This window comes from Aerococcaceae bacterium DSM 111021, assembly GCA_020112395.1.
Classification (GTDB): Bacteria; Bacillota; Bacilli; order Lactobacillales; family Aerococcaceae; genus Ruoffia.
Genome location: JACCEK010000001.1, coordinates 780589 through 794190, shown reverse-complemented (window position 1 = coordinate 794190; position 13602 = coordinate 780589). Strand labels below are relative to the sequence as shown.

Annotated in this window: 14 protein-coding genes; 8 read left to right on the top strand and 6 right to left on the bottom strand. The window is 35.5% G+C overall.

Annotated features, from left to right (window positions below; genetic code table 11):
• The first annotated feature begins 308 nt into the window (after positions 1-308).
• Together HYQ40_03645 and gorA are read left to right on the top strand one after the other, a co-directional pair.
• Positions 309-860, top strand: a complete 552-nt coding sequence (locus HYQ40_03645; GenBank protein ID MBZ6526857.1) for a dihydrolipoamide dehydrogenase — start codon at positions 309-311, stop codon at positions 858-860.
• 8 nt (positions 861-868) lie between these two features.
• Positions 869-2215: a glutathione-disulfide reductase gene (gene gorA, locus HYQ40_03640; protein ID MBZ6526856.1), complete on the top strand. Its 1347-nt coding sequence runs from the start codon at positions 869-871 to the stop codon at positions 2213-2215.
• A 334-nt stretch (positions 2216-2549) separates the two neighbouring features.
• Here gorA and HYQ40_03635 read toward each other — a convergent pair whose 3' ends face one another.
• Positions 2550-3521, bottom strand: coding sequence for an LD-carboxypeptidase (locus tag HYQ40_03635; GenBank protein ID MBZ6526855.1), 972 nt, complete (start codon positions 3519-3521; stop codon positions 2550-2552).
• Positions 3522-3831: 310 nt separating this feature from the next.
• Here HYQ40_03635 and HYQ40_03630 point away from each other — a divergent pair, with 310 nt between their 5' ends.
• The 3 genes from HYQ40_03630 (at position 3832) to map (ending at position 5741) form a co-directional block, all read left to right on the top strand.
• Positions 3832-4077: a GlsB/YeaQ/YmgE family stress response membrane protein gene (locus HYQ40_03630; GenBank protein ID MBZ6526854.1), complete on the top strand. Its 246-nt coding sequence runs from the start codon at positions 3832-3834 to the stop codon at positions 4075-4077.
• A gap of 130 nt (positions 4078-4207) precedes the next feature.
• Positions 4208-4972, top strand: a complete 765-nt coding sequence (locus HYQ40_03625; protein MBZ6526853.1) for a hypothetical protein — start codon at positions 4208-4210, stop codon at positions 4970-4972.
• A gap of 13 nt (positions 4973-4985) precedes the next feature.
• Positions 4986-5741 (top strand): type I methionyl aminopeptidase, encoded by a 756-nt coding sequence (gene map / locus HYQ40_03620; protein ID MBZ6526852.1) that lies wholly within the window; start codon positions 4986-4988, stop codon positions 5739-5741.
• 36 nt (positions 5742-5777) lie between these two features.
• Here map and galU read toward each other — a convergent pair whose 3' ends face one another.
• The 5 genes from galU to HYQ40_03595 are packed head-to-tail and all read right to left on the bottom strand — an operon-like array spanning position 5778 to position 9803.
• A complete protein-coding gene (gene galU / locus HYQ40_03615; protein ID MBZ6526851.1) occupies positions 5778-6656 on the bottom strand; it encodes a UTP--glucose-1-phosphate uridylyltransferase GalU in 879 nt (292 codons plus the stop codon).
• Positions 6649-7776: a glycosyltransferase family 4 protein gene (locus HYQ40_03610; GenBank protein ID MBZ6526850.1), complete on the bottom strand. Its 1128-nt coding sequence runs from the start codon at positions 7774-7776 to the stop codon at positions 6649-6651. The genes galU and HYQ40_03610 overlap by 8 nt, the downstream gene beginning before the upstream one ends.
• Before the next feature lie 18 nt (positions 7777-7794).
• Positions 7795-8067, bottom strand: coding sequence for a hypothetical protein (locus HYQ40_03605; protein MBZ6526849.1), 273 nt, complete (start codon positions 8065-8067; stop codon positions 7795-7797).
• Between the two features lie 26 nt (positions 8068-8093).
• A complete protein-coding gene (locus HYQ40_03600; GenBank protein ID MBZ6526848.1) occupies positions 8094-9335 on the bottom strand; it encodes an aminopeptidase in 1242 nt (413 codons plus the stop codon).
• Positions 9336-9353: 18 nt separating this feature from the next.
• Positions 9354-9803: a flavodoxin gene (locus tag HYQ40_03595; GenBank protein MBZ6526847.1), complete on the bottom strand. Its 450-nt coding sequence runs from the start codon at positions 9801-9803 to the stop codon at positions 9354-9356.
• A gap of 302 nt (positions 9804-10105) precedes the next feature.
• Here HYQ40_03595 and galE point away from each other — a divergent pair, with 302 nt between their 5' ends.
• The 3 genes from galE to HYQ40_03580 are packed head-to-tail and all read left to right on the top strand — an operon-like array spanning position 10106 to position 13523.
• Positions 10106-11122 carry a UDP-glucose 4-epimerase GalE gene (gene galE / locus HYQ40_03590; GenBank protein ID MBZ6526846.1) on the top strand — a complete coding sequence of 339 codons (1017 nt, stop codon included), beginning with the start codon at positions 10106-10108 and terminating at the stop codon, positions 11120-11122.
• 15 nt (positions 11123-11137) lie between these two features.
• Complete coding sequence (locus HYQ40_03585; protein MBZ6526845.1) at positions 11138-12109, top strand: hypothetical protein; 972 nt, start codon at positions 11138-11140, stop codon at positions 12107-12109.
• A gap of 7 nt (positions 12110-12116) precedes the next feature.
• Positions 12117-13523 (top strand): LCP family protein, encoded by a 1407-nt coding sequence (locus tag HYQ40_03580; GenBank protein MBZ6526844.1) that lies wholly within the window; start codon positions 12117-12119, stop codon positions 13521-13523.
• The last annotated feature ends 79 nt before the right edge of the window (positions 13524-13602 follow it).

The window sequence follows — 13602 nt, the reverse complement described above, 5'->3', positions numbered from 1 at the left end:
TACATCTCGCTGTATTACTAAAATCATATATCATTCTAACACTACTGAACCTCACCGTTCTTACTTCCATAAGTTCTAGTTGAGGTTATAAAACATGGTGAATTTATCGATGAGAATAACCGTCTAAATTACAAATCATCCGGTGTTAATAATCGAATAAAGCATATTCGTGTGGCAATGGAAAAAATATAAGCAACATTTATTTTTAGACAATCATTTGCGTTTGTTAATGAAGCTAGTAAGCAATTTGTTAGTTCATTTATAGTAGGTATAGTAGACTGCTATTATAAGGAAGTAGGGTAAGAAAAGTGAAAAAAGGAAAGTATACTCGAAAAGATTGGCCGTCAGAATGGACAGGTATTGACCAAAAGTTAATGAAATCGTATAGAAAGCATATAAATCGTGAATTGCCTGGTTTCTGTGGTACTTTTTCGGTAGCAGCATTGGTACATTATGTCATTCAACAAGATCGTCAAATATCTTTATCAATGGATAATTTAATCAACGCATTAAAACCTCGAATTGACGGACGCTTTTTTTATAAGGGAACATATCCGTGGGATTTAATTGGAGGGTTAAAGGATTTAATGAATTCAGAGGGCTATTACCCTCGGTGGCATTTAATTAGTAATCCCATTGTTACTAGCCGATTAAATCAAGAATCTCCTTATCCAATTATAGTAGGTACAACAAAAGCTTTTGGTAGCAAGTACGGCAATCATTGGCTAGTAGTTTATGCGTTTGGTTATAACGACGCAGGACAATTATTTTATAAAGCTTATGATAATCATGGAAAAATAAACGCAGTTATTCCTGCTAGCCAAACGATGGCAGCAGTATGGCTTGAAAGAAAGGATTGAATATAAATATGGCAGAATTTGATTATATTGTTATTGGTGGAGGAAGTGGAGGTATTTCCTCTGCAAACCGTGCAGCAGAGCATGGAGCTAAAGTAGCCGTGATAGAAGCTGAAGATTTGGGCGGGACTTGTGTGAACCGAGGTTGTGTACCGAAAAAAGTAAGCTGGTATGCATCTAGAGTTTCAGATAGTATTCATAAATATGGTCCTGGGTATGGATTTCATGCTAAAGAAACTAGTTTTAATTTTGACGAATTTCTTAAAGCTCGTGATGGTTATGTTAGTCGCTCAAAAGCAGGCTATACAAATAGTTTTGAGAAGAATGGTATTACTTTGTATGAAGGCCATGCTAAATTTATTGATGGTCAAACAATCGAAGTAAATGGCGAGCAACTTAAAGCGAAAAATATACTTATTGCTACTGGAGGTCGTCCAGCAAAGGTGGATGTTCCAGGAGGAGACTTAGTTGAAAACTCTGATGACTTCTTTAATTGGACGACTTTACCGGAATCAGTAGCCGTAGTTGGTGCTGGGTATATTGCCGTTGAATTATCGCAAGTAATGAGCAATTTTGGCATTGATACAACATTAGTCACTAGGCACGAAAAACCGTTACGTGCTTTTGATGATATGTTGAGTGATTTATTATTAGGTACGATCAAAGAAGATGGACCTACTTATATGGCGAATACGAACTTTACTGAGTATCGAAAAAATGGCAACAAAATTGAGTGTCTAGTTGACGGTGAAGTGAAGTTAGTAGTAGACCGAGTAGTGGCTGCAATAGGTCGTGTTGCAAATACTGAGAACCTTGGTTTAGAAAACACAGCTATTACTGTTGATGAAAAAGGTCAAGTAAATGTAAATGATGGGCATGAGACGGAAGAAGCTGGAGTGTATGCGATCGGTGATGTAATCGATCGAATTGATTTAACTCCTGTAGCAATTAGAGCAGGTCGTACATTGTCGGAATTTTTATTCAATAATGGCCCAACATCTGCGATTGATTACACAAATGTTCCAACAGTTATCTTTAGTCATCCAGCGATTGGAACAATTGGTTATTCTGAAAAAGATGCTATAAAAAAATATGGCGAAGAGAATATTAAAGTGTATACAAATACTTTTTATTCGATGTATGCTTCAGCTGCGTGGCATCGTGAGCAAAATAAATTCAAGCTTGTGTGTTACGGGCCAGATGAAGTTGTTATCGGCTTACATGGAATCGGAGAGGGCGTTGACGAGATGATTCAAGGCTTTGGTGTAGCAATGAAAATGAAAGCTACTAAAGCCCAATTTGATTCGGTTGTCGCTATTCACCCAACTGGTTCAGAAGAATTTGTAACGATGAGATAACAAACAAACCAGTTAACACATTTTCTGTGTTAGCTGGTTTGTTTTGTATTTGAAAATTTTAATCGTATATATCAGTGTTAGTAGGACATTCATCATTTCCATATACGGAAGCATTCAATGATTACCGCTTAGGATTTTCCTATGCGAAGCTTAGAGTAGAAGGACTGTCTCCAGCTCTGTTTAGACATACTATCGTATGCCACCCTATTGAATCTGTAGCACATTGTTCATTCGTAGAGCATCTAATGAGATAGTACATTCTTTTTCAGAGCACATGAACTACCTATCGTCACTGGAATAAGCGAAAGACTCTCGCTTTTATCCAAGAAAATAATTAACCTTTTAATACAGTTATTGTTTTATCTTTTGTATTCACAGAAACAGTCCCACCGATTGGAAAAGTGAAAATAGGTTGTGCATGACCAAAGTTTATGTTGTACATAACTGGAATTTTTTTTAAGATAGGATGTTTGTCCAATATAAAATGGAGCATCTCTTCAGTTGTTTCAGATTCTTTAGGGAAACGGCCAATTAATACAGCTACCGGCTTTGGATATACTTGTAGAAGTGAGGCAAGGTTTCTAGCAAAATCATAAGCATTATTTTCTTCAGCACTTTCAATAAATAATATCGGCTCTTCTACTTGAGGCATATATGACGTACCTTGAAGTAAATTAAAGGTACTTAAGTTTCCTACAATGGCAGTTCCAACAGCTTCTCCATTTGAATATACATCCCAATTATTTTCTTTTAAGTCACGAGGTTTTTCTGGAATAAACCATTCATCACTGGAATAAAAATCACTTGTTGGCAATGAATAAGAATGTTTAGTCAAAGCTAATAGCCAAGCATTGCTTTGGTAATCTTGCAGTTCATTCATTTTAAAAGAAGAATAGGCTGGCCCACTATAAGTAACTAATCCTGTTTTTGCTAGTATCGCATTTTGTAAAGCAGTAATGTCAGAGTAACCGCACAAAATTTTAGGATTTTGTTGAATCAAAGAATAGTCTAAGTAAGGAAGCAATTCGTTAGAATTAAAGCCTCCAATTGAAGTAAGAATGACTTTGACGTTTGAGTCTTTGAAAGCATCATGTAAATCATTGACACGACTTTCAATAGACGTAGAGTTCATCATATCCGTTTCATCGATATTTTTACTGTATGTTATTTTATATCCTAATTTGTCGAATAACTTCTCAAGATTCTTATTGTCTTCTTTTGAATTTACACGATTAATCGATGAACTTGGACTGAGAACACGAATTTCATCACCATTTTGTATTCGCTCTGGAAAAATAATATTCATATATACACCCCTTAGTTGAATTATAATATTATTATTATATCATCTAAAAAGTTTTCATGAAATTTAAGAGCAACATGACTTATTTAATTATCTCATTTATGGGTAGCATAGCTCCATAAATAAGATAATATATTATGAACTGAATATTAACAAAAGATGCTGATATACCAAGGTTTTAAGAAGCAATTAATATATTTTTTATGCTAAAACCTTATTACCAAGCCTTTATACTCGCATAATTTGCTTCAAGTTGTTATAATAAAGTTACAAAATATTATTTTTGTATAATTTTAAAAAGGAGTTGAATAAAATGGGTTGGTTATGGTCACTAATCGTCGGTGGTATCATCGGATGGATTGCAGGTATGATTATGGGACGCGATATCCCAGGTGGTGTTATCGGTAATATTATTGCTGGTTTCATCGGTTCATGGATCGGGAATCAATTTCTACAAGGTTTTGGACCTGAAGTTGGTGGATTCTTTATTATTCCTTCACTGCTAGGTGCAGTAGTTCTTATAGCAATTGTTTCATTTATCCTACGCCAAATGCGTTAGAAATTATTCTTAAAATGAAAAGCTAGTCGATTATTTAATCGCTAGCTTTTTTATTATGCATCTTCTCTGTTAGTTGGTCGATTTTTTGGTATAATCATTCTTATAGTACTGTTAGGGGGTTACAGAATCGATGGAAGATTCAAAGTTAAAAGTAGTAAGCAACGAGTTAGTTGTAACAGATGATTTGATGATCACTGGAACGACGCAAATCGATTTAACTAAAGTTTTAGATAATGCGATGGAAGTAAGTGGCTTACACGATGCTTACTTACAAAGTCAATTGAATGTTCAATTCATTGAAAACAATCATGCGTGGGTTATAACACAGTATGAGATTCGTATCATTAAAGAAGCTGCTCTTAATGATACACTTGTTATTGATACTCGACTGGTAGAAGTCAATCGGTTCTTCTGCACAAGACGTTATAGTGTTGTCTGCGATGGTGAGTTATTGTATGAAGTTTTTGCTAAATTTGCGGCAATTGACGTTGAAAAACGTCGAATTGTAAGGATTAACCCATCACCTCTAGAATCAGAACAAATAATAGATTCATCTCATTCAATTAATTTTTCAAAAATTAAAGCTTTTACAAATGAAGCAGGGGAAGAAGATATCAATATTGGGATTGATGAAAGTGATATTGATGAAAATTTACACGTTAACAACTTAGTGTATCTGAAATGGGCATATCGTACATTACCTGATAATATTCGCCAGGATTATAAGATGAGCCGAATAGAAGTTAAATATGAGAAAGAAATTCTTCCACAAGATACAGTATTTATCTGCAATAAAATTGATATTAAGGATAATAGTCAAACTCAACAAGTTATAATTAACAAAACAAACAACAAAATAGCTAGCATTATTAATATTCAATGGGAAAAGAACTAGAAGGGGACAAAGAATGATTACATTAAAATCGCAACGAGAAATAGAACAAATGAAAGAATCTGGAGAGATTCTAGCAGGAATTCATGAGGAATTACGTGAATTCATTAAACCTGGTATTACAACGAATCAAATTGACAAATTTGTACAACAACGTATTGAAGGAGCTGGTGCAGTTGCAGCTCAAATTGGTTACGAAGGCTATAAATATGCTACTTGTATTAGTGTTAATGACGAAATTTGTCATGGCTTCCCGAGTGGTTACGTTCTTAAATCTGGAGATATAGCGAATGTTGATTTTTGTGTGGACTTAAACGGTGCTATCTCAGATAGCTGTTGGACGTATGCAGTTGGAGAATTAACTCCAGAGCACCAACGATTAGTGGATGTTACTTACAAAGCATTAATGCTAGGTGTGGAACAAGCAGTAGTAGGTAACCGTGTCGGAGATATTGGACATGCGATTCAAACTTATGCAGAAGGTGAAGGTTTTGGTGTAGTACGAGACTTTATCGGACATGGTATCGGACCAACAATCCATGAAGAGCCTGCCATTCCACACTATGGTTTAGCTGGTAAAGGGTTACGTTTAAAAGAAGGTATGACAATTACTATTGAACCAATGATTACAACTGGAACTTGGAAAATGAAAATGGACAATAATGGGTGGACAGCTCGTACACGTGACGGTGGTTACTGTGCGCAGTATGAACATTCAATTGCCATTACTAAAGATGGTCCAGTGCTTATGACTAAACAACAAGGTGAATAAAAAATAGAGGTTGTCCAATCGGACAACCTCTATTTTTTATGCTTTAAGTGCTTTACCTAAATCAATGATATGTTGACGTAATTCGTCTTTAATTTCTGGATGTTCTAAGCCAATTTCTACACTCATCTCTAAAAATCCGAACTTACTTCCGACATCATATCGTTTACCATCGAAGCGTTTAGCGAATACGCGTTGTGATTTATTCAAAGTATCAATCGCATCAGTCAATTGAATTTCGTTACCAGCACCCGGTGCTTGCTTCTCTAAAATATCGAATATTTCTGGAGTTAGTAAGTAACGTCCGATGATCGCAAGATTACTTGGAGCATCTTCTGGGTTTGGTTTTTCAACAAAGCGTTCAACATTGTATAAACCTTCAGAATATTCACGTTCTGGAGCAATCACGCCGTATTTATTAGTATCTTCATAAGGAACTTCCATCACTGCAATGTTCGATGCATGTGTCTCGTCATAGACATTAATTAATTGTTTAGTAAGTGGAACCTCACTTTGCATCACATCATCTCCAAGCATTACTACGAAAGGCTCATCACCAATAAAGGCTTTTGCTTGAAGCACCGCGTGACCAAGACCTTTTGGATAGGATTGACGCACAAAGAATAAGTTTACATTCGTTGTATCATTTACAATGTCTAACAAATTTTCCAAGCCTTGTTCACGAAGATGGTCTTCTAATTCAATATTTGAATCGAAATGATCTTCAATAGGTCGTTTACTTTTACCAGTAACAATTAGAATATCTTCAATACCTGAAGCAACTGCTTCTTCAACAATAAATTGAATGGTAGGTTTATCTACGATAGGTAACATTTCTTTTGCCATCGCTTTAGTTGCAGGCAAGAATCGAGTACCAAGGCCAGCAGCTGGTATGACTGCTTTTTTTACTTTACTCATTGATATGCTCCTTTGTTATTAATTGATATAAGTCTAAATATTCTTGATTGATTCTATCCCATTTAAAACGTTGCATCAACTCAACCGCTTGTGTCGACAGTTGTGTATAGTTTTGGACGATATAATCAAGTGCATGATTAAAGTCAATTTGGTTTTTATGGTCGACACTCACCCCAATTTGTTTATTGGGGAAGAAATTATCGAAGCCTTCACCTTTAGTGTATATGACTGGCAACCCCTGACTCATTGCTTCAACATACACAAGACCAAACGTTTCGGGATAGGAAAGCATCGCGAAAATATCCATTGAACGATACAAATCTTTAATACTATCCATATTTTGCTCGCCATGATAGGTAACAACGGGGATATGTTTAAGTTGTTTTAGAATCGAGTCATCCCAATTTGGACCGATGATATGTAGTTGGGCAGGGTAAAAAGTATCTGAATAGCTTTGCACCATTTCAGCAAGCTGAACGAAACGTTTTAAAGCCATAACTTTACCAGTTGTAACAATTTTTAACGGATTATGTAATTCGTTCTTCTTTTCAGTGAAACGATTTTCATGCCAATAATCATTCACACCGTTGGGTATAATTTGCGCTTTATCTTTAAAAGAATCTTGAAGTGATTCAGGTACGTATGTTTCAAAAATTTCGTTATAAGTATTTTTTGAAATAAAAATAATTTTTGAAGCGTGTTTTAGTATTTCAATACCCGTTTTTCTCATCCATGGCATTCTTTGAAAAAACGTCCGCATGTCCGCATTACGAACAGCTACAACATATGGAATGCTGTATTTCTTATAAAGCTGCAAGGCCAGCCATCCATTGGAGAACAGTGAGTGTGCATGAACTAAGTCATACGATTTAAAGTCATAATGAGTTAATAAATCATTGAGTATTTTGTGGTGTTTAATAGGGAATACCCATCGAGTCAGTTGATGATGATTACGACTGACCGTTGTATATTCTCCACTAGTTGATAATCTGTCTTCAGGATATTGATATGCAATGGGTACATACACATCTATATCAATACCGGAATCAACTTGACGATTATACAATTGATTGAATAATCCGGAAGTTGAGTAGTATGAATTAATATGTAATAGTTTCATGAGTAAATCCTTCTAAAATTATTCAGCTTCTAAGTCATCAAGACGAATCTCATATGATTCAATTCGTTCTTCAAGACTTTCGATTTGTCCGAGTATTTCATTTGAAGAGGTATATGTATCAACTTCAGGAACTCTAAATATTTGCATAAATAAATACAATGTAATAAAGAAAATGACGATTACAATGACTAAAAAGAACCAACCATTACGATCAAATCGTCGGTCAAACTGTTCTAAGCGTTTTACTAACTCTTGTTCTAATGCGTTTCCGGTTTTATTGTCATTTGACATACAATATACCTCCTAATTTATTAGGACTAAATAGCCCATTCACCATTTCTAAAGATTGGAATAATAGTTCCATCTTCTTTGATTCCATCGATATTCATTTCAGCATTACCGATCATAAAGTCAACATGAACGTTAGAACGGTTCAATCCAGCTTCTTCTAATTGATCGCGGTCCATTTTCGCTCCACCTTGAACTGAAGTAGCATAAGCTTGTCCAAGAGCTAAGTGATTAGATGCGTTTTCATCGAATAAAGTATTGTAGAAGATGATTCCTGATTGAGAAATAGGTGATTTGTGCGGTACTAAAGCAACTTCACCTAAAGATTTAGAACCTTTGTTATCATTAATAAGCGTTTTAAGTGTTTCTTCACCTTGTTCAGCAGTAACATCAACTACTTCACCATTTTTAAAGTGGAATGTCATACCGTCGATAACTGTTCCACCGTAGCTTAATGGTTTTGATGATGAAACTTTACCTTCAGCACGTCTGAAATCTGGTGCTGTAAATACTTCTTCTGTAGGCATGTTTGCAATAAACACGTCGCCTTTTTCGTTTGTGCTTCCAGCACTTTCCCACACGTGATTTTTAGGTAAACCAAGCGTTAAGTCAGTTCCTGCAGCAGTATAATGTAATTGATCAAATTGTTCAGCATTAAGGAATGCTGCTTTTTCATTTAATGTTGCTTCGTGAGCGTCCCATGCTTCAACTGGATTTTCTTCATATACACGAGTTGTTTTGAAGATTTGATCCCACAAAGCATCAACTTGTTCTTCAGTTGTTTCTAATTCGGGGAATACTAACTTCGCCCATTCTTCACCAGCACCAGCACATACCAACCAGCTCACTACATTTGCTTGAGTTGCGTTACGTACTTTTTCTAATGCTTGAGAAGAAGCTAATTGGCTCTCGCTAATTTTTTTAGGATCTACACCTTTTAATGCGTTTGGATTAGATGAACGCAGTGCAATTCTTTTTGCACGTTTATCTAATAAATCGTGTGCTTCATCAACTTTGTATTGAGGAATATCTGTTAAAGTTTCAACATCTTGTCCTTCATAATTAACGCGTGAGATGATATCATCCGACCAGTTAACGATAACTTTTTTCGCACCTGATTGGTAAGCACTCTTTACAACAAGACGTACAAGTGGCGCTTGTTCAATGTCAGCATTGATGAGTACATAATCATCCTGGCTCACTGCAATCCCTTTATTAACAATCAAATCAGCATACTTGTTTAGTAATTTATCAAAATTTTCTAACACTATAAATACCTCTTTCTATAATTAATTTTCAGATTTGGCGACAATGTCATCGGCAAGTTTGCGTAAAAGGACTTCATCTTCTTCTTCAGGATAAAGATTAACTTTTACACCTATACCGCCTTTAACCGCTCCAGCTTTTTCGAATTGTTCTTCAAAGTCATCAACTGCACTACAAAAGACAGGATAGAAGTCGTCACCTGATCCAAAAACACCAAAGACTTTTCCTGAGAGGTCTAAATCACCTAATTCTTCGTGGAATTCTTCCATCTCATCGGGTAGAACACCGTCAACACCATAAGTATAACTTCCGACTAGAACAATATCATAGTTTAAGAAATCATCTGGCTCTGCTAGCATAACATCTTCAATTGTAACCTCGACCCCATGTTCCTCGAGCTGAGCAGCAACAATATCAACACATGCTTCTGTATTGCCAGTTAAACTTGTATAAATTATCAACGCTTCGGCCATGCATTGCCTCCTTTATATGTAATTCTAAATTATTATATCAAATATATGCTTATTCTAACAGTTGTTATTCTTAAGACGAGTAAAACTGTAGTTTGAGAGATTATATTGTTACTAAGAAAAATTATAAAAAGTGTTTTGAAAATGTGAGATTGATTAGCATATTTCCGTGGTAGTGGGACTTATTCATTGTATTCTAGAATAATATATTATGAACTTAGTTATAAATGTATTAAGTCAATTAAAAGATGTGTAAGTTATGCTATAATATGCCAATGAACAAATAATTATGTGAGGTGTGTATATTGGCTATTTTAGTACCAGGTGGAGCAGGATATATTGGAAGCCATACCGTTGTAGAATTATTGAATAATGGATATGAAGTGATTATCGCAGACAATTATAGTAATAGTAGTCCTAACGCCATAGAACGTATTAAACAAATTACAGGCAAAGAAATGACTGTTTATAATGTAGATATTTTAGATAAAGAAGCTTTAGAACCCATCTTTAAAAAACATCAGATTGAAGCTGTACTTCATTTTGCTGCTTATAAAGCAGTGGGAGAGTCAGTTGAGAAACCATTAATGTACTATCACAATAATATTCAAGGAACAGTTTCGTTGCTTGAGGTGATGACAAAGCATGATGTTAAGAAGATTGTGTACAGTTCTTCAGCAACAGTATATGGCACTGAGAACCCATCGCCATTAGATGAGACAATGCCGACTTTTACTGCAACAAATCCATATGGATATACAAAGATTGTTAATGAGAACTTACTAAAAGACGTTGCCTATGCTGACAACGAATGGGGAGTAACGCTATTAAGATATTTTAATCCAATTGGAGCGCATGAAAGTGGCTTAATCGGTGAAGATCCCAAAGGTATTCCAAATAACTTAATGCCGTATATTACACAAGTTGCTGTAGGTAAGTTAGACGAATTAAGCGTTTTTGGTGACGATTACGAAACGCCAGACGGTACGGGCGTAAGAGATTATATCCACGTAGTTGACCTTGCAAAGGGACATGTCAAAGCATTAGAAGAGTTGTTAGAGCATACTGGGACGAATATTTATAATTTAGGAACTGGAGAAGGCTATAGTGTCTTAGACCTGGTTAATGCATTCGAAACAGCAACAAACAAAGAAATTAAATATAAAATCATAGCTAGACGTCCTGGTGACGTTGCCGAAGTATATGCAAATCCAAATCTAGCACAAAGAGAAATAGGCTGGAAAGCGGAAAAAACATTAGAAGAAATGTGTCAAGATAGTTGGCGTTGGCAACAAAACAATCCTAATGGCTACGCTGATTAATAACGAGGCGATAAAGTGGTAAGTAAAAAAAGGTATACCCGAGATAGTTATCCTACTTATGAAGGACGAGTTAAAGAAACAGCAAGACCAAAATGGTTTATCATATTATTTGTGATAATGATTATTGCCACAGCAGTAGGATTCTATATCTACTATCAATATTCTTCGATTCAAGATGCATATCAAACTATGGTATATGAGGAGGAAGTTGTACCTCATCTTGGTGAACAAAATTCAGTTGAGGACAATACACCTTATACAGTACTGTTAGTCACATTAGACAATATCTATGTAGATGGTGCACAAGTAGAAGAAGCCCTGTGGTCAACTTTATACTACATTAATCCTGAGCAATCCACAGTTCAAGCTGTTAATATCCCGCTGAACTTAGTGGTGGATAATGGTGAAGAAGATATTAGTTTATTAACTTATGCTAATAGTGGATTATCTAGTATTAAAGATACTGTTGAAAGGTTGTTTGAAGTTCAATTGAACTACTTATCAGTTATTAGACTACAAAATATTCGTGATATCATTGATCCACTAGCTCCCATTAATGTGAATGTTCCAATCGATATAGAAAATCTATCGATTTATAGGAACCAGTCAATTCAATTGAGTGGTAGAGAAACAATGAATTTAATTGATGAAGGCAATGAATTGCCGGTTTTAGACCAAATTAAGCTTCATCAGTCATTATTAAACAGTATTGCGACGCAATCATTTAAGCTTGAAAACCTTCTTCAATTACCTGAATTCTTTGAAAATGGGGAATATGTATTTGAAACTGAGTTACCTTTTAGAAAATTAGTTGAAATTTATCGCAATGATGATTATAATTTAACGAATGTCGACCTCAATGAGTTGATTACACTAAATCGAACTCAAATAGATAATCGATATATATACTTTGCTGACTTGGAAGAACTAAAAGTAGTGGTTTCAATAATGGCTTCTGCGATCGACGAGTTAGCTACTAAGGACTGAGAGTAATTTGAAACGTTTTTTTACAACAGATGGAAAATTAAGTTTTTGGAAAACTATTCGTAATCTAATCATTATACTCGTATTAATTTTTGCTGCTGTAGGTGGTTATATCTATGGGAATGTTTTAACAGCGATTAATAATACGAATCAAGAAGTAGATGTGCAAACTATTCGTGATAAAGATGTGCAGATTGCCGAAGGAGATCCAATTAATGTATTAGTAGTAGGGACAGATGGGGGAGCGGAACGTAACGAAGACCAAGGTTATGTTAGTCGATCTGATACTCTAATGCTTATCAATTTAAACCCAGAATCTGGAACAACTAAGATGGTCAGCATTCCTCGTGACACCATAGCGAACATCGATGGTCAAGATGAACCAGATAAGATTAATCATGCCTATGCTTATGGTGGAATCGATTTAACAATCGAAACAGTGCAAGATTTTTTGAAAGTACCTATTGATTATTATCTTGTTATTAATATGGACGGATTAGCTGAAATGATTGATGCACTTGGAGGAATTGAAATTGTAAGTCCACTATCCTTTGAGTATCGTGGGACAGAGTTTCATGAAGGTGGACGAAGAGAAGTTGACGGTGTAAAAGCAATGAACTTTGCTCGTATGCGCTACGATGATCCTCAAGGAGAAGTGGGACGTCAAAACCGCCAAAAGATTGTTATTAAAGCGATTATTGATAAAGCGTTAAGTTTAGATGCTGTAGTGCAATACCCAAGGTTGATCAATGTTGCAAGTAATTATGTTACGACGAATATCGATTTTAATGAAGTATTATCGATATACCAACAGTATTTACCAGCTTTAAAGAATATAGCTGCAGTCCAGTTTGAAACTTTAGAAGAGATTCAAATTGATGAGATTGCATATTATCATATTCCATTGAACGCTCGTGTCAAAGTAGCTAATGAGTTTCGATATGTAAGTAACATGCCATCAATTACAGCAAGTGAATTAGAAGATCCATTGGGGATAGATGAAGGTGAACAACGAGCTAAGTCTTTAGCAGTCATTATTAATCAATATCCAACGGGATTAACGGATACGGAGTTACTTGAATTAAACGAACGACAAACGTCACTAGAGACAGCAAGAGAGTCCATTGAGCAACCAGTTCAAACAGCACCCGTTGAGGATTACAATCCAACGCCTAATAATGATTATTATTATGAGCAACCGGAATATAGCCAACCAACACGACCAACTTACCCGCCTACAGAAGAATCTTCTCAACAACCGGAGGCGCCACAAGAATCAGAATTACCAGAAACGAGTATTCCTAGCTACGAAGATGGGGAATACAATCAAGAGAGCGGAGTAATTGAAGATGCACCGCCATCTACTCAATCAAGTGAAGCACCAAGTTCAAGACAAAATGATTCAAGTATTAGCTAAATGACTGTACTTGAATTCAAAAAACGCTGACAACAACACTCACGATGGATTCAATTAAATCATTGTGGGTGTTTCATCG

Excerpts from the sequence above, each read along its gene's own strand:
- map (MBZ6526852.1), top strand. The coding sequence starts at position 4,986 with ATGATTACATTAAAATCGCAACGAGAAATAGAACAAATGAAAGAATCT.
- HYQ40_03635 (MBZ6526855.1), bottom strand. The coding sequence starts at position 3,521 with ATGAATATTATTTTTCCAGAGCGAATACAAAATGGTGATGAAATTCGT.
- HYQ40_03605 (MBZ6526849.1), bottom strand. The coding sequence starts at position 8,067 with ATGTCAAATGACAATAAAACCGGAAACGCATTAGAACAAGAGTTAGTA.
- HYQ40_03625 (MBZ6526853.1), top strand. The coding sequence starts at position 4,208 with ATGGAAGATTCAAAGTTAAAAGTAGTAAGCAACGAGTTAGTTGTAACA.
- galU (MBZ6526851.1), bottom strand. The coding sequence starts at position 6,656 with ATGAGTAAAGTAAAAAAAGCAGTCATACCAGCTGCTGGCCTTGGTACT.
- gorA (MBZ6526856.1), top strand. The coding sequence starts at position 869 with ATGGCAGAATTTGATTATATTGTTATTGGTGGAGGAAGTGGAGGTATT.
- HYQ40_03610 (MBZ6526850.1), bottom strand. The coding sequence starts at position 7,776 with ATGAAACTATTACATATTAATTCATACTACTCAACTTCCGGATTATTC.
- HYQ40_03595 (MBZ6526847.1), bottom strand. The coding sequence starts at position 9,803 with ATGGCCGAAGCGTTGATAATTTATACAAGTTTAACTGGCAATACAGAA.
- HYQ40_03630 (MBZ6526854.1), top strand. The coding sequence starts at position 3,832 with ATGGGTTGGTTATGGTCACTAATCGTCGGTGGTATCATCGGATGGATT.